24 protein-coding genes and 2 tRNA genes are annotated in these 23,723 nt (G+C 68.4%); 17 read left to right on the top strand and 9 right to left on the bottom strand.

Translation table 11 applies throughout. The features are described from left to right. Positions 1-25: 25 nt before the first annotated feature. From ACSQ9E_RS25920 to eutC, 3 genes are read left to right on the top strand one after another with little or no spacing between them, the layout of a single operon-like run. A complete protein-coding gene (locus ACSQ9E_RS25920; RefSeq protein WP_436219555.1) occupies positions 26-802 on the top strand; it encodes a DeoR/GlpR family DNA-binding transcription regulator in 777 nt (258 codons plus the stop codon). 23 nt (positions 803-825) lie between these two features. Then, positions 826-2,226, top strand: coding sequence for an ethanolamine ammonia-lyase subunit EutB (locus tag ACSQ9E_RS25925; RefSeq protein WP_436219556.1), 1,401 nt, complete (start codon positions 826-828; stop codon positions 2,224-2,226). Next, positions 2,223-3,035, top strand: coding sequence for an ethanolamine ammonia-lyase subunit EutC (gene eutC, locus ACSQ9E_RS25930; protein ID WP_436219557.1), 813 nt, complete (start codon positions 2,223-2,225; stop codon positions 3,033-3,035). The genes ACSQ9E_RS25925 and eutC overlap by 4 nt, the downstream gene beginning before the upstream one ends. A 4-nt stretch (positions 3,036-3,039) precedes the next feature. Here the strand turns inward: eutC and ACSQ9E_RS25935 are convergent, their stop codons facing one another. Then, a complete protein-coding gene (locus tag ACSQ9E_RS25935) occupies positions 3,040-4,155 on the bottom strand; it encodes a class I SAM-dependent methyltransferase (RefSeq protein ID WP_436219558.1) in 1,116 nt (371 codons plus the stop codon). Positions 4,156-4,163: 8 nt separating this feature from the next. Between ACSQ9E_RS25935 and ACSQ9E_RS25940 the strand changes: the two genes are divergently transcribed. Continuing rightward, positions 4,164-4,952: an SDR family oxidoreductase gene (locus ACSQ9E_RS25940; protein ID WP_436219559.1), complete on the top strand. Its 789-nt coding sequence runs from the start codon at positions 4,164-4,166 to the stop codon at positions 4,950-4,952. A gap of 28 nt (positions 4,953-4,980) precedes the next feature. Further along, positions 4,981-5,358, top strand: coding sequence for a dihydroneopterin aldolase (locus ACSQ9E_RS25945; protein ID WP_057266428.1), 378 nt, complete (start codon positions 4,981-4,983; stop codon positions 5,356-5,358). Between the two features lie 92 nt (positions 5,359-5,450). Here the strand turns inward: ACSQ9E_RS25945 and ACSQ9E_RS25950 are convergent, their stop codons facing one another. From ACSQ9E_RS25950 to ACSQ9E_RS25965, 4 genes are all read right to left on the bottom strand, one after another. After that, positions 5,451-6,065, bottom strand: a complete 615-nt coding sequence (locus ACSQ9E_RS25950; RefSeq protein ID WP_057199963.1) for an HNH endonuclease — start codon at positions 6,063-6,065, stop codon at positions 5,451-5,453. A gap of 166 nt (positions 6,066-6,231) precedes the next feature. Beyond that, positions 6,232-6,417, bottom strand: coding sequence for a hypothetical protein (locus tag ACSQ9E_RS25955; RefSeq protein ID WP_057199962.1), 186 nt, complete (start codon positions 6,415-6,417; stop codon positions 6,232-6,234). A gap of 59 nt (positions 6,418-6,476) precedes the next feature. Next, positions 6,477-6,547, bottom strand: a tRNA-Gln gene (locus tag ACSQ9E_RS25960). A gap of 132 nt (positions 6,548-6,679) precedes the next feature. After that, positions 6,680-6,755, bottom strand: a tRNA-Trp gene (locus ACSQ9E_RS25965). Between the two features lie 828 nt (positions 6,756-7,583). On the opposite strand from ACSQ9E_RS25965, the gene ACSQ9E_RS25970 reads away from it, so the two are divergent. The 6 genes from ACSQ9E_RS25970 to ACSQ9E_RS25995 all read left to right on the top strand — a co-directional run bounded on the left by ACSQ9E_RS25970 (position 7,584) and on the right by ACSQ9E_RS25995 (position 13,494). Then, positions 7,584-8,006 carry a hypothetical protein gene (locus tag ACSQ9E_RS25970; protein ID WP_057199961.1) on the top strand — a complete coding sequence of 141 codons (423 nt, stop codon included), beginning with the start codon at positions 7,584-7,586 and terminating at the stop codon, positions 8,004-8,006. Positions 8,007-8,170: 164 nt separating this feature from the next. Then, positions 8,171-9,157, top strand: coding sequence for a tRNA 2-thiocytidine(32) synthetase TtcA (gene ttcA / locus ACSQ9E_RS25975; RefSeq protein WP_235514230.1), 987 nt, complete (start codon positions 8,171-8,173; stop codon positions 9,155-9,157). A 56-nt stretch (positions 9,158-9,213) separates the two neighbouring features. Continuing rightward, positions 9,214-9,837 carry a DUF4136 domain-containing protein gene (locus ACSQ9E_RS25980; RefSeq protein ID WP_436219560.1) on the top strand — a complete coding sequence of 208 codons (624 nt, stop codon included), beginning with the start codon at positions 9,214-9,216 and terminating at the stop codon, positions 9,835-9,837. Positions 9,838-9,847: 10 nt separating this feature from the next. Then, the gene (locus ACSQ9E_RS25985; RefSeq protein WP_179682246.1) at positions 9,848-10,486 is read left to right on the top strand and encodes a histidine phosphatase family protein; all 639 of its coding nucleotides are present in this window, start codon (positions 9,848-9,850) and stop codon (positions 10,484-10,486) included. Continuing rightward, complete coding sequence (locus ACSQ9E_RS25990; protein ID WP_436219561.1) at positions 10,470-11,642, top strand: DSD1 family PLP-dependent enzyme; 1,173 nt, start codon at positions 10,470-10,472, stop codon at positions 11,640-11,642. The genes ACSQ9E_RS25985 and ACSQ9E_RS25990 overlap by 17 nt, the downstream gene beginning before the upstream one ends. Before the next feature lie 37 nt (positions 11,643-11,679). Further along, positions 11,680-13,494: a lysoplasmalogenase family protein gene (locus ACSQ9E_RS25995; RefSeq protein ID WP_436219562.1), complete on the top strand. Its 1,815-nt coding sequence runs from the start codon at positions 11,680-11,682 to the stop codon at positions 13,492-13,494. On the opposite strand, the gene ACSQ9E_RS26000 is transcribed toward ACSQ9E_RS25995, so the two are convergent. Next, the gene (locus ACSQ9E_RS26000; RefSeq protein ID WP_436219563.1) at positions 13,427-14,335 is read right to left on the bottom strand and encodes a hypothetical protein; all 909 of its coding nucleotides are present in this window, start codon (positions 14,333-14,335) and stop codon (positions 13,427-13,429) included. The two genes, ACSQ9E_RS25995 and ACSQ9E_RS26000, sit on opposite strands and share 68 nt — an antisense overlap. A gap of 19 nt (positions 14,336-14,354) precedes the next feature. Then, a complete protein-coding gene (ruvB, locus tag ACSQ9E_RS26005) occupies positions 14,355-15,416 on the bottom strand; it encodes a Holliday junction branch migration DNA helicase RuvB (protein WP_057199956.1) in 1,062 nt (353 codons plus the stop codon). Positions 15,417-15,532: 116 nt separating this feature from the next. On the opposite strand from ruvB, the gene ACSQ9E_RS26010 reads away from it, so the two are divergent. Continuing rightward, positions 15,533-16,672, top strand: a complete 1,140-nt coding sequence (locus ACSQ9E_RS26010; protein ID WP_436219564.1) for a carbonic anhydrase family protein — start codon at positions 15,533-15,535, stop codon at positions 16,670-16,672. A gap of 14 nt (positions 16,673-16,686) precedes the next feature. On the opposite strand, the gene ruvA is transcribed toward ACSQ9E_RS26010, so the two are convergent. After that, positions 16,687-17,262: a Holliday junction branch migration protein RuvA gene (gene ruvA, locus ACSQ9E_RS26015; protein ID WP_057199954.1), complete on the bottom strand. Its 576-nt coding sequence runs from the start codon at positions 17,260-17,262 to the stop codon at positions 16,687-16,689. A gap of 82 nt (positions 17,263-17,344) precedes the next feature. Between ruvA and ACSQ9E_RS26020 the strand changes: the two genes are divergently transcribed. Together ACSQ9E_RS26020 and ybeY are read left to right on the top strand one after the other, a co-directional pair. Next, a complete protein-coding gene (locus ACSQ9E_RS26020; RefSeq protein WP_057266435.1) occupies positions 17,345-18,301 on the top strand; it encodes a PhoH family protein in 957 nt (318 codons plus the stop codon). 24 nt (positions 18,302-18,325) lie between these two features. Beyond that, positions 18,326-18,823: an rRNA maturation RNase YbeY gene (gene ybeY, locus ACSQ9E_RS26025; RefSeq protein ID WP_436219565.1), complete on the top strand. Its 498-nt coding sequence runs from the start codon at positions 18,326-18,328 to the stop codon at positions 18,821-18,823. Here ybeY and ACSQ9E_RS26030 read toward each other — a convergent pair. Continuing rightward, the gene (locus ACSQ9E_RS26030) at positions 18,820-19,416 is read right to left on the bottom strand and encodes a histidine phosphatase family protein (protein WP_436219566.1); all 597 of its coding nucleotides are present in this window, start codon (positions 19,414-19,416) and stop codon (positions 18,820-18,822) included. The two genes, ybeY and ACSQ9E_RS26030, sit on opposite strands and share 4 nt — an antisense overlap. Positions 19,417-19,600: 184 nt before the next feature. Here ACSQ9E_RS26030 and ACSQ9E_RS26035 point away from each other — a divergent pair, with 184 nt between their 5' ends. From ACSQ9E_RS26035 to ACSQ9E_RS26045, 3 genes are all read left to right on the top strand, one after another. Beyond that, a complete protein-coding gene (locus tag ACSQ9E_RS26035; protein WP_057199949.1) occupies positions 19,601-20,476 on the top strand; it encodes an AEC family transporter in 876 nt (291 codons plus the stop codon). A gap of 150 nt (positions 20,477-20,626) precedes the next feature. Further along, a complete protein-coding gene (locus ACSQ9E_RS26040; protein ID WP_436219567.1) occupies positions 20,627-22,996 on the top strand; it encodes an ATP-binding protein in 2,370 nt (789 codons plus the stop codon). Beyond that, entirely contained in the window at positions 22,993-23,718 is a 726-nt protein-coding gene (locus ACSQ9E_RS26045) for a methyl-accepting chemotaxis protein (RefSeq protein ID WP_428002637.1), read from the top strand. Before ACSQ9E_RS26040 ends, ACSQ9E_RS26045 begins: the two co-directional genes overlap by 4 nt. The last annotated feature ends 5 nt before the right edge of the window (positions 23,719-23,723 follow it).

Below are 23,723 nucleotides of genomic sequence, written 5' to 3' on the forward strand. Positions count from 1 at the left end.
ACACACCCGACAGGACCTGAAGGACATGCTGCAGGAAGAACGATTCATACGCATCCGCACGCTGCTGTCGACGCTGTCGCGCGTGAGCACCGAGCGCATCGCGCAGGAACTCGATGTATCGCGCGAGACCGTGCGCCGCGACATCGTCGAACTGGAGGCCCAGGGCGTGCTGCGCCGCGTGCATGGCGGTGTGGTGGCCCCCGGCCCCGAGCCCGAGCCGCCCCTGTCGGTGCGCCAGGCCGTGCGTGAGCGCGAGAAGCGCGCCATCGCCCGCGCCGCGCTGCAGCAGTTGCAGCCTGGGCAGACACTGTTTCTGGATGCCGGCAGCACCACCACCATCCTGGCCGAGGAGCTGTCGGCCCTGTCCGGGATGACGGTGGTGACCAATGGCCTCAATGTGGCACTGCGGCTGGCCGGGGCCGATGCAGGACGGACGGCGCGCAACGAGGTGATCCTGCTGGGTGGGCGTACCGATCCCGGGGTGCAGGCCACCCATGGCGACACCACGGTGGCAGAGATCCACCGCTACCGCGCCGATGTGGCGCTGCTCTCGCCCGTGGGCATCCACGGCCAGCACGGGGCCACGAGCTTCGAGCACCGCGAGGCCGCAGTGGCGCGCGCCATGGCGGGACAGGCGCAGCGCCTCATCGTGCTGGCCGACCACAGCAAGATCGGCCAGGCCAGCCGCGTGGTGTACGCCGGCCTGGCCGACATCGACACCATCATCACGGATGCGGGTGCGCGCGCCCTGCCCGCCCTGTCGGCCTTGCAGGCGGCGGGCAGCCACGTCATCATTGCCTGACCCCCAACCGCCCTCACTCGACCATGCACGCGCCGGCCCCCTACCACCACACCGTGAGCGGCACCCGCTGGCTGTTTGGCGACCTGCGCGAAGTGATGGCCAAAGCCACGCCAGCGCGGTCCGGGGACGCTCTGGCCGGCATCGCGGCGGGGTCGGCAGTGGAGCGCATGGCCGCGCGCATGTGCCTGGCCGACGTGCCGCTGGCGCGCTTCCTGAACGAGGCGCTGGTGCCTTACGAGAGCGACGAGGTCACCCGCCTGATCATCGACACGCACGACGCGGCGGCGTTTGCGCCCATCGCCCACCTCACCGTGGGCGGGCTGCGCGACTGGCTGCTGGCGGCCGACACGGCCACCCTTTCGGCTGTGGCCCCCGGTCTCACCCCCGAGATGGCCGCCGCCGTGAGCAAGCTCATGCGCAACCAGGACCTGGTAGCCGTGGCGCGCAAGTGCCAGGTGACCACGCGCTTTCGCAACACCATCGGCCTGCCGGGCCACCTGGCCGTGCGCCTGCAGCCCAACCACCCGACCGACGACCTGCGCGGCATCGCGGCCTCCATGGTCGATGGCCTACTCTATGGCGCCGGGGACGCGGTGATCGGCATCAACCCGGCCACGGACAGCATAGCCGCCCTCACCGGCCTGGTGCACATGCTGGACGAGGTCATCACCAAGTTGCAGATACCCACGCAATCGTGTGTGCTGACCCACGTGACCAACACCGTGCAGATGATCGAGCAGGGCGCGCCGGTGGACCTGGTGTTCCAGTCCATCGCCGGCACCGAGAAGGCCAACGCCGGCTTTGGCGTCCACCTGGCGCTGCTGCGAGAGGCGCGCGAGGCGGCCCTGTCCCTCAAGCGCGGCACGCTGGGCGACAACGTGATGTATTTCGAGACCGGCCAGGGCAGTGCCCTGTCGGCCAACGCCCACCACGGCGTGGACCAGCAGACCTGCGAGGCGCGGGCCTACGGCGTGGCACGCGCGTTCTCGCCCCTGCTCACCAACACGGTGGTCGGCTTCATCGGGCCGGAGTACCTGTACGACGGCAAGCAGATCATCCGCGCCGGGCTGGAAGACCATTTCTGCGGCAAGCTGCTGGGCGTGCCGCTGGGCTGCGACGTCTGCTACACCAACCATGCCGAAGCCGACTCGGACGACATGGACACGCTGATGACGCTGCTGGGCGTGGCGGGCCTGACCTTCATCATGGGCGTGCCCGGGGCCGACGACATCATGCTCAACTACCAGAGCACCTCGTTCCACGACGCGCTGTACCTGCGCGAGGTGCTGGGCCTCCAACGCGCGCCCGAGTTCGAGGCCTGGCTGCAGCGCATGCAACTGGCCGACGGCGCGGGGCGGCTGCTGCCCGCCGCACAACAGCAGACCGCCATCGCGCAGCTGCGGCAGATCGGTATGCGGGCATGAGCGATTCAACGCCCTTCACCGGCCCGCCGCCCGACCCCTGGGGCGACCTGCGCGCCCATACTGCCGCGCGGCTGGCCTTGGGCCGCGCGGGCACGGCCATCCCCACGCGCGAACTGCTCGACTTCGGCCTGGCCCATGCCCAGGCGCGCGATGCCGTGCACCTGCCGCTCGACGCCGACGCGCTGGCGGTGCAGCTCACCGGGCAGGGCTGCACCACGCTGCGCGTGGCCAGCGCCGCGCCCGACCGCGCCACCTACCTGCTGCGCCCCGACCTGGGCCGGCGCCTGGGCGATGCCGATGCGCAGCGGCTGCGCGCTCAGGCAGACGGCGATGGGGTCGGTTGCGACCTGCTGCTGGTGGTGGCCGACGGCCTGTCGGCCCTGGCCACCGAGCGCAATGCCGTGCCGCTGGTGCAGGCCATCGTGGGCACGGCACCGCCGGACTGGCGCATGGGCCCGGTGGTGATCGCCACACAGGCGCGCGTGGCGCTGGGCGACGAGGTGGGAGCGCTGCTGGGTGCGCGCATGGTGGCGGTGCTGATCGGCGAACGCCCGGGCCTGAGTTCACCCGACAGCCTGGGCATCTACCTCACCTGGCACCCGCAGGCGGGCCGCAGCGATGCCGAACGCAACTGCATCTCCAACGTGCGGCCCGAGGGGCTGGCGCCGGACTCTGCGGCAGCGCGCCTGTGGTGGCTGTGCGCCGAAGCGCGGCGCCTGGGGCTCACGGGCATAGGGCTCAAGGACCGCAGCGATGCGATGAGTCTTCAGGCCAGGCCGGTGCCAGGTGGGGCGCTGCCCAGACGCTGACAGCCTACAGCCGGTGCGAACGGTCGCCCTGGGAGAAGCCCAGGGGCTCCCAGGCCGCGCCAGCACCCAGGGCGATGACCTTGAACAGCTCGCCCATCTCGTGCTCCATGATCAGCTTGGCGGCGGTGGCGCGCTCCAGCGGGGGCAGCTCCACCATGCGCTGCGCCAGCCCGCAGTTGATGAGAAAGTGTGCCTGCGTGGTGTAGCCCAGCACCTGCAGGCCGGCCTCCTGCGCGGCCAGCGCCATGGCAGTGAAGTTGACGTGGGCGGTGATGTCCTTGCGGCCCACCTCCACCAGCGGGTCGCTGTCGGACAGGTGGCCGTGGTGGCACATCACCGTACCCATGTGGCGCTGGGGGTGGTAGTACTCACTCTCGCCAAAACCATAGTCCAGCAGAAAGGCCGCGCCGCGCTGCAGGCGGTCGGCCAGCATGCGGATGAAGCCCTCTCCCTGGGGATGGATCTCGGTCAGGTAGTCCTGCGGGCCTTCCACCTCCACAGGTGGGCGCAGGTCGGTGGCCTGGTCGGCCCAGGTGAAGGCGCCGTCGTGCAGCGCCACACCGCGCTCGTGCCACACGCCCCCGTGCTGGCCGCCATGGCGGGCCAGCAGCTTGACGGGCATGGCGTCGAGCACCTCGTTGCCCACCACCACGCCTTCGAACCGTTCGGGCAGCGCATCGACCCACTGCACCTTGTGCGCGTGCGCTGCCAGCAAGGTCTGCTGGCGCGCGCGCAGGCTGCCCGAAAGGTCGACGATGGTGTAGCGCTGCACGCGCTCGCCCAGGGCGTCGAGCAGCTGCAGCGCCAGCGCGCCGGAGCCGGCGCCGAACTCCCAGACCTCGCTGGTGCCGGTGTGCTCGAAGGCCTCGCCCACCTGCACGGCCAGGGTCTGGCCGAACAGGGGCATCAGCTCCGGCGCGGTCACGAAGTCGCTGCCCGATTCGGGCAGCAGGCCGAACTTGGCGGAGTCGTTGGCGTAGTAGCCCAGGCCGGGCGTGTACAGGGCCAGCGCCATGAACTGGTCAAAGCCGATCCAGCCGCCAGCGGTGGCAATGGCATCGGCAATGTGCGCCGTGAGGGCGGTCGTTAAACTGTCGGGTGTTTTTGTCACGGCCCGCATTGTCCACCATGCCCTCTTCTCCCCGCCCCCGTACCGTGCTCGTCACCGGCGCCGCCAGGCGCCTGGGCCGCAGCATCGCGCTGGCGCTGGCGGCCGCGGGCTGGCAGGTGGCCGTGCACTACCGCAGCTCCGAGCAGGACGCCATCGACACGGTAGCCGAGTGCGCGCGACTGTCAGCGGGCCAGAGCGCGCATTTCGATGGCGACTTCGATGACGAAGCCGCCGTGCGTGGCCTGGTACCGCGGGTGGTGGACCGCTTCGGCACGTTGGATGCCGTGGTCAACAACGCCTCGCTGTTCGAGCACGACAACGCCGCCACGCTGGGCTTTGCCAGCCTGGAGAAGCACCTGCGCAGCAATGCCGGCGCCCCGGTGCTGCTGGCCCAGGCCCTGCACGAGCACCTGCAGGCCCGCGCAGCGGCCGGCGAGGCCGATGCCCAGGGCGCGGTGGTCAACCTGCTCGATCAGAAGCTGTGGAACCAGAACCCCGATTTCATGAGCTACACGCTGTCCAAGGCGGCGCTGGAAGCCGCCGGCACCATGCTGGCGCTGGCGCTGGCGCCGAGGGTGCGGGTGGTGGGCGTGGCCCCGGGCCTCACGCTCACGAGCCACATGCTCAGCGACGAGAAATTCGCACAGCTGCACGCCCTGAGCCCGCTGGGCCGCTCTTCCACCCCCGAAGACGTGGCCGCCACTGTGCGCTTTGCGCTGGAGAACCGCTCCATCACCGGCACCACGCTGATGGTGGACGGCGGCCAGCACCTGATGAAATTCGAGCGCGATTTCTCGTTGATGTGAGCACCCACCCGCTCACACAGGAAACACCATGACGACCACCCACGCCACAGGCACCCAGATCCTCACGCTCAGCGGTTTGCGCTTCGACGCCAACCTGGGCATCCTCTCGCACGAGAAGACCGACCCCCAGCCCATCCAGGTGGACGCCGAACTGAGCCTGGGCGCCCAGCCGCTGTCGCCGCGCGACGACGACATCCTGCACGTGCTGGACTACCGCAAAGTGCGCCAGATCATCATCGACGAGTGCCGCGCCGAGCACGTGAACCTGCTCGAAAGCCTGATCGGCAAGCTCGCCAACCGGCTGATGCAATTGCCCGGCGTGCTGGGCGTGCGCGTCAAGATCGCCAAGCTGGAGATCTTCGACGACTGCGAAGTGGCGATCCGCATCGAAACCGGGCAGTGGTGAGCGCCTGCCACCGCTGAAAACCGGGGAAGAAAAAAGGGCCGTGGTCACTGACCACGGCCCTTTCACATTCGGTTTGCAAACCCCAGGCGTTCTCAATGAAGCCTGGAGCCCTTGGGCAGCCTCTTGGCCAGCCACTCGTGCACATCCGCGCGCACGTTGCGCCCGTCCAGCAGGAAGGACTCGTAGCGGCTGGGCACGTAGGGCAGGTACAAGAGGCGCATGCCGGCCTCCTCGGGCAGGCGGTCGGCCTTGTAGCCGTTGCAACCGGCGCAGGCCGCCACGAGGTTGGTCCACGAGGTGGCACCACCGCGCGACTGCGGCACGATGTGCTCGCACTGCAGCAGCTCTTCGCCGAAGACGCCGCCGCAGTAGGCACAGGTGTGGCGGTCACGGCGCAGCAGACGGCGCTTGGTGAGCCCAGGCACCACGTCAAAGAGGTTGATCCGGGACACACCGCGCAGGGCGATGATGGGCGCGATCTGAAGCACAGACTGCCGGCCGGTCGCTGCGTTGTGCCCGCCACGCAATGTGGCCAGGGCATCGAGGCCGGCATCCCAGGCGACGGCACCGCTGGCGTAGTGCACGGCGGCTTGCTCCAGCGGCATCCAGGATTGGGGCGTGCCGTGCAGATCCAACTGCAGCACGCGGGGCGTGGGCGTGGGTGCCAGGCGCTTTCGGTAGAGGGTTTCGGGTTCGGTGCGGGGCATGGGGCGTCCTTTCTTGCTTGGCAATGGAGGGCGCAGCCGCCCAGCCAAGCGCACGCCCCGTTTCAACAACAGTCAGTCAATGGCAAAAGCGGGCATCCATCGGCAATCGATGGAGGCCCTGGTGGATGCGGTGAGGCTGGCAGCGGGCGCACGAACGCACACGCCGCTACCACTCGCCGACCTCGCGCACGCGCTGGTCGAGGTCCAAGTGCTCAAGCCTGCGGGCGGCAGGAGCAGCGCGGACGGCCGTACGGGGCAGGCGGGCGCGCACGGATACCAGGCGGGCCAGCCAGCCGGCGAAGCCGGAACGGCGCCGCTGGGCGCCAAGAAAGAAGGATTGCTGAATGGCCACAGTGGTCTCCTGAAGGGTGATTGGATAAATGGACGAGGTGGGTGGGTTGAAAAATTGGGCAGACCGGGGAGGGATCGAACCTCCGAATGGCGGAATCAAAATCCGCTGCCTTACCACTTGGCGACCGGTCAACAAAAGGGAAAAGGGGGAAAAGGGAAGGAGCCGCAGACAGGAGTCGAACCTGCAATCCCCGGCACGAAGACCAGGCGCCCCAATCCGACAGGGCTGCTACGGCATGCCTGGCCATGGCCAGGAAAAAGATTGGCACGCGCGTAAGGAGTCGAACCCTCAAGCGTCGGATTTGGAGGCCGGTGCTCTGCCAGTTGAGCTACACGCGTAGAAAGCAAAAAAAAGCGAAATATCGGGCACTCCTGCCGGAGCGCATCTCCATTTCGGTTGTGTCTTCACGCGACCGCGGTTCCGATGAAACCGCGCATGCACGTCGCTGCACTGGGTGATCAATCCCAGCACATCCCGCCGGGCCGCGCATGCGGCCGGTTCCGGCGGTGAAAAGCAAAGGCACACCCGAAATGGAGAGGGGTTGGGTGGGGCGCGGTGCGCCCCTTCCCTCTGATTTCGATAAGCAGGCCGGCCATTGCTCCCGTGGAGCCAAGCCGCCTGCAGCAAACTGTTAAAGAACCGAGGTCCCCGGCGGGTCGATGCCTGCGGGGGCAGCGGCTGGCGCTGCGGGAAAAGAAGGGGAACTGAGAAAAACAGCCGGCAATGAAAAAGGCCCGGAACCACCTGGTTGCCGGGCCTCTTGATCAAGAGATCGGGAGGGAGAGCGCCTGTGGGCTACCGCCCTGCGCTGCAACCTCCGCCCGGTGGTGGAGCGGTATCCTCGAAACCATTGCCCAGCCACTGCGGCTGGCTGCCATTGCCCTGCAAATACGCTGTGCGCTGCTGCGATGGCAGTCGCTTTGCATGGGATGGCATGGACGACAACGTGCGCGCAATCAACGCCCCGCGCACGGCCACGGCACCCTGGCGGGAGCGGTGGAGGATGGCGGTGCGGCAGGCGTTCACGGTGGTCTTTCGGCGGTAGGTCGGTTCGGTGGTGAATTCAGGGAGGACAGGAAGTCCTGATGGGAATGGACTGTAAATAGTCTTTACTTACCCGTCAACACCCTGCACAATCTTTTTTCTGCGTTTGTTGTTTTTCTTCTGTGACTCCGCCTCCCCTCACCGTCATCCGCCGCACCAACGTGCTGGCGCTGCACCGCCTGTTCCTCGAAAAAGAGATCGCTGCCGGCAAGCCGGCCAAGGGGCTGGACCAGGCCTTTGCCGCCTCGCTGGAGATATCGCCCAGCATGTGGAGCCAGATCAAAAGCTCGCGCCCCATCGGCGACACGCTGGCGCGCCAGATTGAGCGCCATGCGCGCGTGGACGTCGGCTGGCTCGACGCCGAGCACGCCACGCAGCACCCCGACCCCGCCGAGGAGCGCTTCCTGGCGCTGGCACGCGAGGCCTGGCGCCGGGCCAATGCCAAGGGCAAGCGCGACATGCGGCTGTGGGCTGCAGAGCGGGCCGCCCCCCTGCAGCAAGCCGTTGCGGCCCCTGGCGGCGAGCCCCCAGAAGCGGAAAAATAGCACTTTGGGCGGGCATCGCCCCCACTGGAGAGCCCGCTCCAGTCCATGGGCGGGCGGTTTCACCGACAATTGGGGGATATCTCCGTCTTTTTGGCCCCAGCGCGAGCGCACCCTGTCCGGGCGCCCGGTGGGCCCCGCTTTCACCAGACCCCAGAGCCCCTTCCATGAGCGCAGTGATGAACGAAACCCAACGGGCCGGCTGGACCGCCGAGCCCCCCGAAGTGGCAGACACCGGCGCCGATGCGGCCGCGGCTGCATCGGGCCCTGCGCGCCTGAAGATCGAACGCGAGGCGCACAAGCTCGAAAAGCGCCTCTGCCGCGAGGTCGGCAAGGCCATCGTCGACTTCAACATGATCGAAGAGGGCGACAAGGTCATGGTCTGCATGTCCGGCGGCAAGGACAGCTATGCCCTGCTGGACATTCTGCAGAAGCTCAAGGCGCGCGCGCCCATCCATTTCGACCTGGTGGCCGTGAACCTGGACCAGAAGCAGCCCGGCTTTCCCGAGCATGTGCTGCCCGAGTACCTGGCCAGCACAGGCGTGCCCTTCCACATCGAGAACGAAGACACCTACAGCATCGTCAAGCGCCTGATCCCCGAGGGCAAGACCACCTGCAGCCTGTGCAGCCGCCTGCGCCGGGGCATCCTGTACCGCGTGGCCGACGAGCTCGGTTGCACCAAGATCGCGCTGGGCCACCACCGCGACGACATTTTGCAGACGCTGCTGCTCAACATGTTCTTCGGCGGCAAGATGAAGAGCATGCCCCCGAAGCTGGTCAGCGACGACGGCCGCCACGTGGTGATTCGCCCGCTGGCCTACGTGACCGAGAAGGACACCACGCGCTGGGCCGCGCAGCGCAACTTCCCCATCATCCCCTGCAACCTGTGCGGCAGCCAGGAGAACCTGCAGCGCAAGCAGGTGGGCGAGATGCTGCGCGAGTGGGAGAAGAAATTCCCCGGCCGCGTGGAGAACATGTTCAACGCGCTGCAGAACGTGGTGCCCTCGCACCTGCTGGACGGCAGCCAATACGACTTCAAGAACGCGCGCGCCACCGGCGTGGCCAGCGAAGACGGCGACAAGGCCTTCGACAAGGAAGAGTTTTCAGCCCCCAGCCCGTCGTTACCAGGTGTGCAGGTGGTGCAGCTGTCGTGAACCTCGGCGGCAGGAGCACACTCCAAGGTGGATTGACCCCATCCCCGGAGACAACCATGACCCGTCGCTGGATTCCCGCCCTGCTGCTGTTCGCAGCAGTGGCCACCCTGGCCGGCTGCAGCACCACCCGCGTGGTGGAAGGCCAGGTGCAGAGCTTCTCCACCCTGGCCGCCGTGCCCAGCCCGGCCACCTACCGCATCGACCGCCTGCCCTCGCAGCAGACCCCGGCGTTCGACGCCATTGCCGCGCTGGCCGAGCAGTCGCTGGCCCGTGCCGGCCTGCAGCGCGACGATGCCGCGCCGAAGCTGCTGGTGCAGATCGGCGTACAGGCCGGCACGGTGCCGCGCTATGACCCCTACTGGCCCTATGGCCCCCATGGTTTCTACGGCCCTTACCGCGCCTACGGCGGCTGGTATGGCCGCAGCTGGCATGGTGGTTGGGGCGGGGGCGGTCTGTGGCGCATGGGCGAGCCCACACCACTGCACCGCCGCGCGGTGAGCCTCGTGATGCGCGATGCGGCCACGCAGGCCAGCGTCTACGAAACCTCGGCCGTGCACGAGGACGTGTGGGTGGCCGACCCCGCCGTGTTCGGCATCCTGTTCGATGCGGCACTTACCGGCTTCCCCAAGCCCTCCGGCGGCCCACGCCAGGTGCGCATTCCCTTCGCGCCCCCACCCTGATCCCACCTGAATGCAAGCCACCCGAATCATTGCCGTACGCCATGGCGAAACCGCCTGGAACGTAGACACCCGCATCCAGGGCCACCTGGACATTCCCCTGAACGAGACCGGCCAGTGGCAGGCGCAGCAGTTGGCGCAGGCGCTGGCCAGCGAGCCCATCGACGCCATCTACGCCAGCGACCTGCAACGCGCCTATGCCACGGCCCAGGCCGTGGCCGATGCCACGGGCGCACCCATCACGCCCGAAACCGGCTTGCGCGAGCGCAGCTTCGGCCACTTCCAGGGACGCACCTTCGCCGAGATCGAGGCCGAGATGCCCGAGGACGCGCGGCGCTGGCGCAAGCGTGACCCCGAGTACGTGCCCGAGGGCGGCGAATCGCTGGTCATGCTGCGTGAGCGCATCGAACGCACGGTGTTCGCGCTGGCCGAAAAGCACCCCGGCGAGCAGGTGCTGATGGTGGCCCACGGCGGCGTACTCGACGTGCTGTACCGCATGGCCACGCGCCAGGAGATCCAGGCGCCGCGCACCTGGCAGCTGTCCAACGCCGCCATCAACCGCCTGCTGTGGACACCCGACGGCCTCACGCTGGTCGGCTGGGCCGATACCCAACACCTGGACAACGCGGCCCGCGATGAAACCCTTACCTGAAGCCCTGCGCGCCAGCATCGGCGCGCGGGTGGACCTGATCGACACGCCCGCGCTGGTGGTGGACCTTGATGCCATGGAACGCAACATCCAGCGCATGGCCGAATTCGCCCGCAAGCACCGGGTGCGCTGGCGCCCCCATGCCAAGCTGCACAAGAGCGCCGAGCTGGCACTCCTGATGCAGCAGGCCGGCGCCCAGGGCGTGTGCGTGCAGAAGGTGGCCGAGGCCGAGGCCCTGGCCGCCGGCGGCGTGACCGACATCTACATCAGCAACCAGGTCGTGGCCGGCCCCAAGCTGCTGCGCGTGGCGCGGCTGGCGGCTCAGTTGGCCGCGCGCGGCGGGCGCCTGGCGCTGGCGGTGGACCACCGCGAAGGCATCGAACGCCTGGCCGAGGCCATGGCGCTGGCCGGCAGCGATGCCGGCATCGACGTGTTCGTGGAGATCGACGTGGGCCAGGGCCGCTGCGGCGTGCCCCCGGGCGAAGATGCGGTGCCGCTGGCCCAGGCCATCGTGCGCCACGCCCAGCGCCTGCGCTTTGCCGGGCTGCAGGCCTACCACGGCCGCGCCCAGCACCTGACGGGCACGGCCGAGCGGCGCGAGACCATTGCTGGCGTGGTGCGCGCAGCGGCCTACACCCGCCACTGCATCGAGGCCGCAGGCATTCCGGTGCCCCTGATCACGGGTTCAGGCACGGGCACCCTGGTGCACGAAGCGGCCAGCGGCGTCTACGGCGAGCTGCAGGCCGGCTCCTTTCTGTTCATGGATGCCGACTACGCGCGCAACGAGCGCGAGCCGGCGCAACCCACGTTCGAGCACTCCCTGTTCATCAAGACGCAGGTGATCTCCGTGCGCGACACCCATGCAGTGTGCGATGCCGGCCACAAGAGCCATGCCATCGACTCGGGCCTGCCCCTGGTGGCCATGCTGCCGCCCGAGCGCGCGCTGCGCTACGGCAATGGCGGCGATGAACACGGCCTGCTGTACACCGAGAGCCCCAAGGCCCGGCTGCCCGCCCTGGGCCGCATGCTGTGGCTGATTCCCGGCCACTGCGACCCCACGGTGAACCTGCACGACCACCTGATCGGCGTGCGCGGCGGGCTGGCGCTGGGCACGGTGGAGCGCATCATCAGGGTTGATGCCAGAGGCGCGCTGACCTGATTGGGGCAAGAATCGGCGAAACACTGCATTCGCCCCAATGAGCCCCAGCCAGATCATCGTCCTTGCCACACCCGTCTTCTTTTTGCTGATCGCCATCGAACTGGCGGTGGGCTACAAGCGCCAGCGCGTGACCTACCGCATGGCCGATGCCATCAGCAGCATCAGCCTCGGGATGCTGAGCCAGACCAGCGCGGTGTTCACCCGGCTCTTGCGCGTGGGCATCTACACCGCCGTGTTCGAGCACTTGGCGCTGTGGCGCAATGACGCCTTCTGGCTCAGCGTGCCGGGCTGGCTGCTGGCGCTGGTGTTCTACGATTTTTGCTACTACTGGCTGCACCGCATGGGCCACGAGTCGGCCGTGCTCTGGGCCGCGCATGCGGTGCACCACCAGAGCCAGGACTACAACCTGTCGACCGCGCTGCGCCAGACCAGCTCCGGCGCACTGCTGGGCTGGGTGTTCTACGTGCCCATGGCGCTGGCCGGCGTGCCGCCGCTGGTGTTCGCCATCGTGGCGCTGGTGGACCTGCTCTACCAGTTCTGGGTGCACACCGAGCAGGTCGGGCGCCTGGGCTGGTTCGACCGCTGGTTCTGCAGCCCCAGCAACCACCGCGTGCACCACGCGGTGAATGACGTCTACCTGGACAAGAACTACGGCGGCATCCTGATCCTCTGGGACCGGATGTTCGGCACCTTCAAGGACGAGGACGACCGGGAGAAATGCGTCTACGGCACGCGCGGCCTGCTCAACAGCTGGGACCCGCTGTGGGCCAATGCCCAGGTATATGCCGGCCTGGCGCACGACAGCTGGCATGCACGCAGCTGGGCCGACAAGCTCCGGGTCTGGATCAAGCCGCCGGGCTGGCGACCGGCCGACGTGGCCGAGCGCTTCCCCAAGCCCCCCTTCGACATCGCACGGATGCCGCTGTACCACCCGCCCATGTCGCGCACGCTGCAGTGGTTCGCGGGCGTGCAGTTCGCACTCATGCTGGCGGGCGTGGCGGCCTTTCTCTGGCAGGCCGACACGGCGCCGCTGGCGCACAACGCCATCTGGTTCGCCACCCTGCTGGCCGCGCAGTGGGCTCTGGGTGCGGCGGTGCAGGGGCGCATCGGCATGGGCATGGCGCTGCTGGTCGAATCGGCAGCCCTTGCCACGGCGACCAGCGTGCTCGGCCTGCAGGAGTGGCATTGGCTCTTCAAGCCGCTGACCATGGTGATTGCCATCGCCGTGGTCGGCGGGCATCTGCGCACGGCGGCCCCTGGCAACCGCCTCGACAGGACCGAAGGCCGCTGGCTCATCGCTGCGCTGGCCGGCTCGCTCGCGGGCGATGTGTTCCTGATGTTCGGCGGCTTCTTCATTCCCGGGCTGGTGAGCTTTCTGCTCGCCCACCTCTGCTACATCGTGTTGTTCCGCAAGGGCGTGCCCTGGTTTGCGCGGCGCGGCGCGTTGGTGGTCACGCTGGCCATCGGCGTGGGCATGTATGCCTTCCTGTGGCTGGGCGGGCTGCCGGCCGCTTTGCGCGGGCCGGTGGCGGCGTATGTGCTGGTGATTGCGCTCATGGCCGCCCAGGCCATCGGCCGCGCCGCTGTGCTGGGTGGACGCGGCGCCTGGCTGGTCGCCATCGGCGCCGGGTTCTTCATGCTCAGCGATGCCACGCTGGCCACCAACCGCTTCGTGCAGCCCCTGCCGCTGGCGCAGTTGTGGGTGCTGGCCACCTATTACATCGCGCAGGTGCTGATCGTGGCGGGCATGCTGGACGGTGCCCGCAGCCAGCGCCGGGCTCCCGTCACTGAGGAGGGGCCTGCGGCGAGCGCTGCGCTGCCGCCGACGGGATATACAACGCCCCGGCCATGAGCACGGCGCCCAGGGCCAGCGGGAACCAGGCGCTCAGCAACCACAGGAAGGTATCGGCATTGCGCTGGCCCGGATGGGACTGCAGGTTCAGCGCCGCCACCTCCTCGACCACCCCGGCAAACCCCCTGCCCGCCACATAGTGGTAGGCCGCGCCGCCCAGCGCCCACAGGCCGATGAAAATCAGCGCCAGGGCCATGCAGGCCAGCCCTGCGCGCGGCCGCCGACCCACGCAGAGGCACCATGCCGACAGGCCGCCCACCACCGCCGCCCCGCACAGCCACCACAGCTGCAGGTCATCGCGCGCCAGGGGCAGCACCCATTCCCATGCCCAGGGCAGCGGGGCCAGCAGCCACTCTGATTGCGGCGCCAGCCCGGGCCAGGCCCCCAGGGCGCCCCACATGCCCGGCGCGCTCAACAGCCACAGCAGCAAGGTGATACCCGCCAACACGGCCGTAGCCGCGTAGGCCCGCAACCGCCAGCGTTGGCAACGCTCGGACGCCATGGCGGGCCAGTGGCGCCCCGCCAGGCAGGTGGCCCACGCCGCGGCCAGGCACCACACGCTGGCCGCGCCACACACGGCCACCCCGCCGGGCAGATCCTCGAAGCCCTCGAACATGAACACGGTGAGCTGGCCATAGACCACCCCGCCCAATCCGTAGAGTAGCAGGGTGCCAACGACCAGGGCCAGGCCGCAGGAACCCATGAACCTGCGCCCGGGCGCGAGCGCCTCCCATTGGGCCCGCAAGGCCGGCGTCCAGTTCACCCCAGGGCCCCGGCGCACGGGCGCCGCCTTGGCGGCGCTCTCGCGCGGGTTCTTGCGGCGGCGGTTGGAGCGGGCCATCGGACAGCTCCCTTGTGCTTCAGGCTTCGAACAGGTCCTGCCCGCCGGTCTTGGGCGGGGTCACGCCCAGGTGCCGGTAGGCGGCCAACGTGGCCACGCGGCCGCGCGTGGTGCGCTGCAGAAAGCCTTGCTGGATCAGGTAGGGCTCGATCACGTCCTCGATGGTGCCCGCCTCCTCGCCGATGCTGGCGGCGATGTTGTCCAGGCCCACCGGGCCGCCATCGAAGCGGTGGATCACGGCCTCGAGCAGCTTGCGGTCCATCACGTCGAATCCCTGCGGGTCCACGTCGAGCATGGCCAGGGCGCGGTTGGCGATATCCAGGGTGATGCGGCCGTCGCCCTTGACCTCGGCATAGTCGCGCACGCGGCGCAGCAACCGGTTGGCGATGCGCGGCGTGCCGCGCGAGCGGCGGGCGATCTCGAAGCCACCCACTTCGTCCATGGGCACGTCGAGCAGGCCGGCGCTGCGCTGCACGATGCGCGCGAGCTCCTGCGCGGTGTAGAACTCCAGCCGCGCGACGATGCCGAAGCGGTCGCGCAGCGGGTTGGTGAGCATGCCGGCGCGCGTGGTGGCCCCCACAAGGGTGAAGGGCTGCAGGTCGAGCTTGATGCTGCGCGCGGCCGGCCCCTCGCCGATCATGATGTCGATCTGGTAGTCCTCGAGCGCCGGGTACAGGATTTCCTCGACCACGGGCGAGAGGCGGTGGATCTCGTCGATGAAAAGGACGTCGTTCTTTTCCAGGTTGGTCAGCAATGCGGCCAGGTCCTTGGGCTTTTCGAGCACGGGGCCGCTGGTCTGGCGCAGGTTCACGCCCAGCTCGGCCGCGATGATGTGGCTCAACGTGGTCTTGCCCAGGCCCGGCGGGCCGAACAGCAGCACATGGTCCAGCGCCTCGCCGCGCTTGCGCGCCGCGCCGATGAAGATCTCGAGCTGCTCGCGCGCCTTGGCTTGGCCCACGTACTCCTGCAGCAGCTTGGGGCGCAGGGCGCGCTCGATGGCCTCCTCCTGCGGCGAGGCGGGCGCGGCGGACACCACGCGCTTGGGCGGTATGGGGGCGAAGTCGTCGGTCTGGATGGTCACGGTGGTTCTGTCCGGGGTCGAATACCCGCGCGGGCGGGCCGACTGGAACTATATAGCCCGGGCGCCCTCCCAGGGGGTAAAGTAAGTGGGTACTGTGCCGATACATGAAGCACACCATGAAAGAGATGATGCCTGCGCCCACCCGCCTGCCACGGCCACTGCAATTGCTGGCCGCGCTGGCCGCCAGTGGCGCAGCCGCACTGACCGCGACTGCCCAGACCGCGCCCCCTCCCGGCCGGGCCGCCACCGGCGCCATCCGCATCGAGAACCCGCAGGACAAGGCCACCCTGGCCACCCGGATCGACGAGGCCATCCAGCGCGCCAAGGACAAGAACGCCGCGCCGGCCAAACCCGGTGCGCGCAAGAACGCCGGCCCCATCCCCAGCGTGGAAGTGCGCGTGCCACCCGACCGCCCGCGCAAGCCGGCCCCGGCCGAAGCACGCCCACCGACACCGCCCCGGTCGACCGTGCCGGACGCCGGCGCCAGCCGCCGCTACATCCAGTCGCGGGCCGCCGAACTGGCTGCTGCCGCGCCGCCTGCGCCCCCACCACCGCCAGCCGACCCGCGCACGGTGCGCTGGGACCATGCCAGCGGCGACAAGGGACCCGAGGCCTGGGGCGGCCTGCACCCGGATTTTTCGGCCTGCAGCCAGGGCACGCGCCAGTCGCCCATCCACATCACCCCGCAGGACGTGGCGCTCGGCCCGGCGGACCCCTTGCCGTTCGGCAACCAGTTCTTCGGCGGCACGGTGTGGAACACGGGGCATGGCCTCGCGCTGGAGGTGGAAGGCACCAGCATCCTGCCCCTGCGCGGAGCCCCCTGGCGGCTCCTGCGCCTGCAGTTCCGCCACCCCGCAGAGGAGCGCGTGCACCTGCAGAGCTACCCCATGGCCACCGAGCTGGTGTACCAGGGCCCGAGCGGCCAGATGGCCGTGGTCAGCGTGCCCATGCAACTGGGCAGCCCCAATGCCTTCATCACCCGCCTCTGGACGCACATGCCCCTGGACGCACAGGACCGCGTGCGCCTGCCGCAGCCGGTGCTCTCGGTGGGCGAGCTGCTGCCGCAGGACCGGCACTACTACCAGTACGCGGGCTCGCTGACCTCGCCGCCCTGCACCGAGGGCGTGCTGCGCATCGTGATGAAGACCCCGGTGAGCGTGGGCCTGGAGCAGCTGCGCCTGCTGGCGCGCATCTCGCCGCCCAATGCGCGGCCGGTGCAGCCGACCAATGGCCGCCTGGTGCGCGAGGCCCAGTAGGCGCCCGTTCGGACCTACCTGGCCAGCGACTTGAGCGCGAGCTTGATGCCGTCGCTCACGCCCACGTCGGCCGGCAGGGCCTTGAGGGCAGCGGCCGCTTCCTTGTCGTTGTAGCCCAGGGCCAGCAGGGCCTGCAGGATGTCGGCCTGTGCATCACTGGTGGCGTGGCTGCGCGCCCCCCCCATGTCGGCGCCCAGCTTGCCCTTGAGCTCCAGCAGCAGGCGCTCGGCGGTCTTCTTGCCGATGCCGGGCACCTTGACCAGGCGCCCCGCCTCCTGCAGCGTGATGGCCTGTGCCAGGTCGCCCACGCCCATACCGCTCAGGATGGACAGCGCCGTGCGCGGGCCCACGCCCGAGATCTTGATCAGCTCGCGAAAGGCCTGGCGCTCCTCGGAAGTGGCAAAGCCGTACAGCAATTGCGCATCCTCGCGCACAATGAACTGCGTGAGCAGGCTCACGCGCTCCCCCACGGAGGGCAGGTTGTAGAAGGTGCTCATGGGCACATTCACCTCGTAGCCCACCCCGTGGCAGTCCAAAAGCACCTCGGGGGGATTCTTCTCCAGCAGGGTGCCGGTCAATTTGCCTATCATTGATGTCCTTTGCCGTCGCTGGCGTGACAAGCAGCGCCGTCGCTCTTGCGTTCTGTTCCATTGCCTGACGGGAATTATCAGCGTGATCCTGCGCCACACCTTCACTCCCCACAACAACACCCGGCTCACGCACCTGTGCGGCCCGGCCGATGCGCACCTGCGCACCATCGAGGTGGCGCTGCAGGTGAGCATCGCGCACCGGCACGAACAATTCAAGGTGGACGGCCCCAAGGCCAAGGCCACGCAGGCGATGGAGTTGCTTCAGGCCCTGTACGAGATGGCCGAGCGCCCGATCCCCGAGGACCACATCCAGCTCATGCTGGCGGGCGACAGCGAGCTGCTGGAGGCACCGGACGACGCCATCGTGCTCAGCACGCGCCGCCCGGACCTGCGCGGGCGCACGCCCACGCAGAACCTGTACCTGCAGAACATCGCCACGCACGACATCACCTTCGGCATCGGCCCGGCCGGCACCGGCAAGACCTACTTGGCCGTTGCCTGTGCGGTGGATGCCCTGGAGCGCAGCAACGTGCAGCGCATCGTGCTGACGCGCCCGGCGGTGGAGGCCGGCGAGCGCCTGGGCTTCCTCCCCGGCGACCTGGCGCAGAAGGTCGACCCCTACCTGCGCCCTCTGTACGACGCGCTGTACGAACTGATGGGCAACGACAAGGTGCAGAAGGCCTTCGAACGCAACGCCATCGAGATCGCGCCGCTGGCCTTCATGCGCGGGCGCACGCTGAACAATGCCTTCGTGATCCTGGACGAAGCCCAGAACACCACGCCCGAGCAGATGAAGATGTTCCTCACACGCATCGGCTTCGGCGCGCGCGCCGTGGTCACGGGTGACGTGAGCCAGGTCGACCTGCCCAAGGGTGCCATGAGCGGCCTGGTCGATGCCGAGCGCGTGCTCAAGCGCGTCAAGGGCATCGCCGTCACCCACTTCACCAGCGCCGACGTGGTGCGCCACCCGCTGGTGGCGCGCATCGTGGACGCCTACGACGCACCCCGCCGTGCGGTAGCCACGCGCACCCGCGCGTGAGCAGCCCCTGACAAGACATTCCCCATGCCTTTGAACCAACTCTCCCTGTCGCTGCAGTTCGGCCGATTCGATGGCGCCGCCGCGCACCGCGCCGTGCTGCCGCGCCACAAGGTCACGCGCTGGATACGCCACGCCCTGGCCACCGACGCCGAGATCACCGTGCGCATCGTCGACGCCGAGGAAGGACGGCAGCTCAACAACGACTACCGCCGCAAGGACTATGCGACCAACGTGCTGACCTTCGACTACACGCAGGAACCCCTGGTCACGGCCGACCTGGTGCTGTGCGCCCCGGTGATCGAACACGAGGCGAAGGAGCAGAACAAGAGCCTGGAAGAGCACTACGCCCACATGCTGGTGCATGGCGCCCTGCACGCCCAGGGCTGGGACCACGAGACCAGCGCGGCCGATGCCGACGAGATGGAAGCCTACGAGACCGCCATCCTGCAGGAGCTGGGCTTTGCCGATCCGTACGACGCCAAGCCGGTGGCATCGAAGCCCGCCAAGACGCGCAAACGTTAGGGAGAGGGCCCGACTCCATCGACCGGCAGCCACCACGACAGCGCGCGGGGCTCTGGCCCCCACTGGATGCTGAAGTAGTTGCCACCGCCATTGGCGGGCTGGTCCCATTGCCGCGAGATGGGCTGCCCGGTGGGGTGGCAGTACAGCAGCGCACCCACCGCCCCATGCGAGACGATGGCCAGTGCCCCGGCAGAGGTATCGGCTGCGGCGATGGATGCCACGGCCTCCACGATGCGCGCCTGGGCGTGCGCCGCAGTCTCCCACCCGCGCACCGACTGCTTAGGCTGCGCAAAGAAGGCGTCGGCCACGGTCTCGAACTCGGCCAGTGGCAGGTAGCCGGTGGACGAGCGATCGTTCTCCCCGAGCGCAGCCACCTGCGTGGGCGCCAGTCCCCGGTGCTCCGCCAGTATCTGCGCACCATTGATGGCCTTTTGCTCGGTGCTGCAGTACACGGCCGAGATACCCGGCACCCAGGGCTGCGACAGCGCTGCGGCCATGCGTGCGCGCCCGCGTTCGGACAAGGGCCAGTGCGTGATCGGCACCAGGGGGCTGATCACCACGTCGGGGTGGCTGATGAAGTAGATGCTGCGCATGGGCTTTGTGCGGGTGTGGGAGGGGTGGCGCCGGCATGTGTCCAGCCGCCAACGCTGTTTTAACGCAAAGCACCCAAGGCCCCACGCCAAGGCCGATGCGGCGGGCCGTTGCGCTCCACCGGCCAACCCTCGACAAGGCACGTGCCGACCTGCCTTAAGCTCGGACGTTCGTTCTTCGGTCCCCATGCTACTGCGCATCCTCTCCATCCTGTTTCCCCTGTTCGCCATTGCCGCCCTGGGCTATGCCGTCGGACGGCGCATGAAGCCCGATCTCTCGACCGCCAACCAGCTCAACCTGGCGGTGTTCGTGCCCGCACTGGTGTTCGGGGCCATGGCGGGCAAGGACTTCCGTGTGCAGGACCACCTGCCACTGCTGCTGGCCACGCTGGCGCTGATCGCCGGCACGGGCGTGGTGGGCTGGCTGGTGGCCCGCGCGCTGGGCCTGGAGCCCAAGACGCTGGTGCCGCCGATGATGTTCAACAACTGCGGCAACCTGGGCCTGCCGCTGGCGGTGCTGGCGTTCGGCCAGGAGGCGCTGGCCCCGGCGATTGCGATGTTCGTGGTGTCCAACGCGCTGCAGTTCTCCTTCGGCATCTGGCTGCTGGACCACCAGGCGCGGCTGCGCACCATGTGGACCTCGCCCTCCATCCTGGCCGCCATCGCGGGGCTGGCGGTGGGCATGGGGGGCATGGCGCTGTGGCCGCCGCTGCTCACGGCCATCCGCATGGTGGGCGATGTGTCCATTCCACTGATGCTGTTCGCGCTGGGTGCGCGCCTGGCGGATTCGCACATCCAGTCCGTCGGCTTCGGCGTCTTCGGCGCCGTGCTGCGCCCGGTGACGGGCATGGCCATCGCCTGGGCTGTGGCCTGGGGCATGGATCTGGCACCGCGCGAGCAGGGCTTGCTGCTGGTGTTCGGCGCCCTGCCCCCTGCGGTGATCAACTTCATCCTCGCCGAACGCTACCGGCAGGAACCCGAGAAGGTGGCCTCGATGGTGCTGATCGGCAACCTGGCAGCCCTGGTGTTCCTGCCCATCGCACTGGCGCTGACGCTGCAATAGCCGCAGCCGACCGCGCCACGAAAAGCGCGGACCGCGCAGGCCTGCGCCGCCTTGCCCCTCGAAGGCCCGGGGGAAATGTCATGAAGGCGCCACGGACGTCGCCGACAGTTGAATCAAATTGTTACATTGGTTCAGCAGCCAGTCCCTCCCATGACCGTTCGCCTGCGCATCATCCTGCTCATCACCCTCACCTTCCTGGCGCTGTGCGCCATCGGTGGCTTCGCGCTCTACCAGTCGTCCCGCGGTGCGCAGCAGGTCAAGGCCGTGACCGAGGGGGTGGTGCCCAGCACCATCCAGTCGGTGGAAATGATGGGGCAGCTCAAGGACGTGCACATAGCCACCATGGCCATGGTGTCGGCACCCGACGGGGAGAGCGCCAAGACCACCTACGAGGCGCTGAGCTCGCGCAAAAGCGAACTCAAGGCAGCCCTGGCTTCGCAGATGCGCCAGGCCGACAGCGATGCGCAGCGCGGCCTGATCAAAGAGGCAGAGATGAGCTTGGAGAACTACTTCCAGGCCATCGACGACACGGCCCAATTCAAGCTCGCCGGCCAGCAGGAGGCCGCGGAGGCCACCATGGCCGCCACCGTGGACCAGTACCTGCGCGAGCAGGGCCAGATGATCGAGGCCGTGCAGGTCGAGAAGCGCCGCGGCAAGGACCAGGCCATCGCCTCGCTGAACGCCAACCTGACCCAGACCACGACGACGCTCACCACGATCACGGTCATCGCCGTGCTGGGCATGGCGGGCATCGGCTTCATGCTGTACCGCCAGATCGTGCGCCCCATCGGCGAGATGGAGCACAAGATGACCGAGATCGCCACCAGCCAGGACTTCTCGCACCGAGTGCCGGTCACCCGAATGGACGAGATCGGGCGCTCGCTCACGGCCTTCAACCTGATGGTGGAGAAGATCCAGGAAAGCACGGAACTCGTGCGCCAGAAGACGGCCGACATCCAGGTCATGCTGCACACCATCCCGCAGGGCATCATGACCCTGCAGGCCGGCGGCGTGATCCACCCCGAATACTCGGACCACCTGGCCAGCATCGTGGAAACCAGCGATCTCGCGGGGCGCAGTGTGACCGATGTGCTGCTGGCCCATACCGACCTGGGCGCGGATGCACTGTCGCAAGCGACGACGGCCATCGATGCCTGCATCGGCGAAGACGCCATGAACTTCGACTTCAATGCCCACCTGCTGCCGGGCGAGGTGAGCGTGCGCTTCGCGGATGGCAAGACCAAGGTGCTGGACCTCACCTGGTCGCCCATCGCCTCGGGCGACGGCAGCACCGAGCGCCTGATGCTGTGCGTGCGCGACGTGACCGAACTGCGCGAGCTGGCACGCTCCGCGCAGGCGCAAAAGCAGGAGCTGGCAATGATCGGCGAGGTGCTCGCCGTGCAACAGGAAAAGTTCCACGACTTCGTGGACAGCTCGGCCTCCTTCGTGCTGCACAACCAGCGCCTGCTGGATGGCTCGGCCACCGATGCGGCAGCCCGCGCGGCCGCCGTGGCAGAGCTGTTTCGCAACATGCACACCATCAAGGGCAATGCCCGCACCTACGGCCTGCTGCAGCTGGCCGACTTGGCGCACGCGGCCGAGCAGCGCTACGACGCGCTGCGCCAGGACCTCTCTGGCTGGGACAGCGCGGCACTGGATGCCGAGCTGCAGGCGGTGCGCGCATCGCTGGACAGCTACGCGCACATCAACGACACCAAGCTGGGCCGCAAGGGCCCCGGGCGCCGCGGCAGCGTGGAGAAGTACCTGATGGTGCCGCGCGAACGCATCGACGAACTGCTGCACGCGGCGAGCAGCGCCCTTCACGGCAGCAACGGCCTGCATGCCACGCGTGCCATGCTGGAACAGGTACAGCACGCCTTGCAGCTGCTGGGCACCCACACGCTGCACGACGTGCTGGAGACGGTGGTGGACTCGCTGCCCGACCTGGCGCAGGAACTGGGCAAGCAGGCGCCCAGGGTCGTCATCTCCGATGGCGGCATCGTTCTGCGCACCCAGGTGACCGACGTGTTGCGCAACGCCTTCATGCACCTGCTGCGCAACGCGCTCGACCACGGGATCGAAGCCCCACCGGACCGCGCCACGCAAGGCAAGGCGCCACAGGGCCGGATCGAGATCGCCATGGACCAGGCGGATGGCCAGATCACGCTGCGGCTTTCCGATGACGGCCGGGGCCTGGACCTGGACCGCATCCGCGCAAAAGCCATTGCATCGGGCCTCGTACAGGAAGACAGCGCTTTGGCTCCGGCCGAGACCGCGCAGTTGATCTTTGCACCCGGTTTTTCCACGGCCAGCGAAGTGACCGCCATCTCGGGACGCGGGGTGGGCATGGACGCGGTGAAGGCTTTCATCGAATCCGTGGGCGGCAGCATCGCGCTGGAACTCCAGCCGACCACTGGGCAGGCAGGCCACGCGCCGTTCCACACCGTGATCCACCTGCCTGCCCAGTACGGCGTGGCACGCCGCGCACCGGCGGAACATGCCGAGAAGGAAGCGCAATGATGGAAGTGTTGATTCTGGTGTGCGGTTGCGCCCTCGGTGCTGTAGCCGGCTGGTGGCTGTGTGGCCGCACGCTGCGCAAGGCCGCATGGCAGACCGAAGACGTCGGCAGGGATGCGCAATGGGAAGTGGAGAACGAGAATGCCCGGCTCCAGTCCCAGGTCGATCACTTGCAAAGCTCGCTGCAGCAGGCACAGGCCAACATGCAGAACGCCATTGGGCAGTGGGAGCAGGAACAGCGCCTGATCGAGCACAGTGCCGGCCAGCAGACGCAAGCCGTGGTGCAGGCCGTGGTGCAGGGTGCCATGGGCCACAGCCAGACGCTGGCCAAGGCACTGGCCGATCTGCAGGGCATCAGCAAGACCTTCGAGCGCTGGCATGCCGACATGAGCAAGCTCGTGGCCCACAACAAGGACATGCACGAGAAGAACGACGAGTTCGCACGCATCGTGCGCCAGATGGTGATCGTGGCGCTCAACGCATCGATCGAGGCAGCCCGCGCGGGCGGCGCGGGCCGCGGCTTCGCCGTGGTGGCCAACGAGATGCGCACACTGTCGGTGAATGCCGAGGCCCTGTCCAAGCACTACCGGGACAACCTCTACAAGAACGACCTGATCGCCACCACCACCTTCCAGGACATGCAGGCCGGCGGCAAGATGATCATCAATGCGTCCATGGGGCTCGCGCTGACCAATCGCAAGATCCAGGCCGCCCTGTCTGCCTGAGCCAG

It is taken from the genome of Acidovorax sp. LjRoot118 (genome assembly GCF_964253575.1).
Taxonomy (GTDB): domain Bacteria; phylum Pseudomonadota; class Gammaproteobacteria; order Burkholderiales; family Burkholderiaceae_C; genus Acidovorax.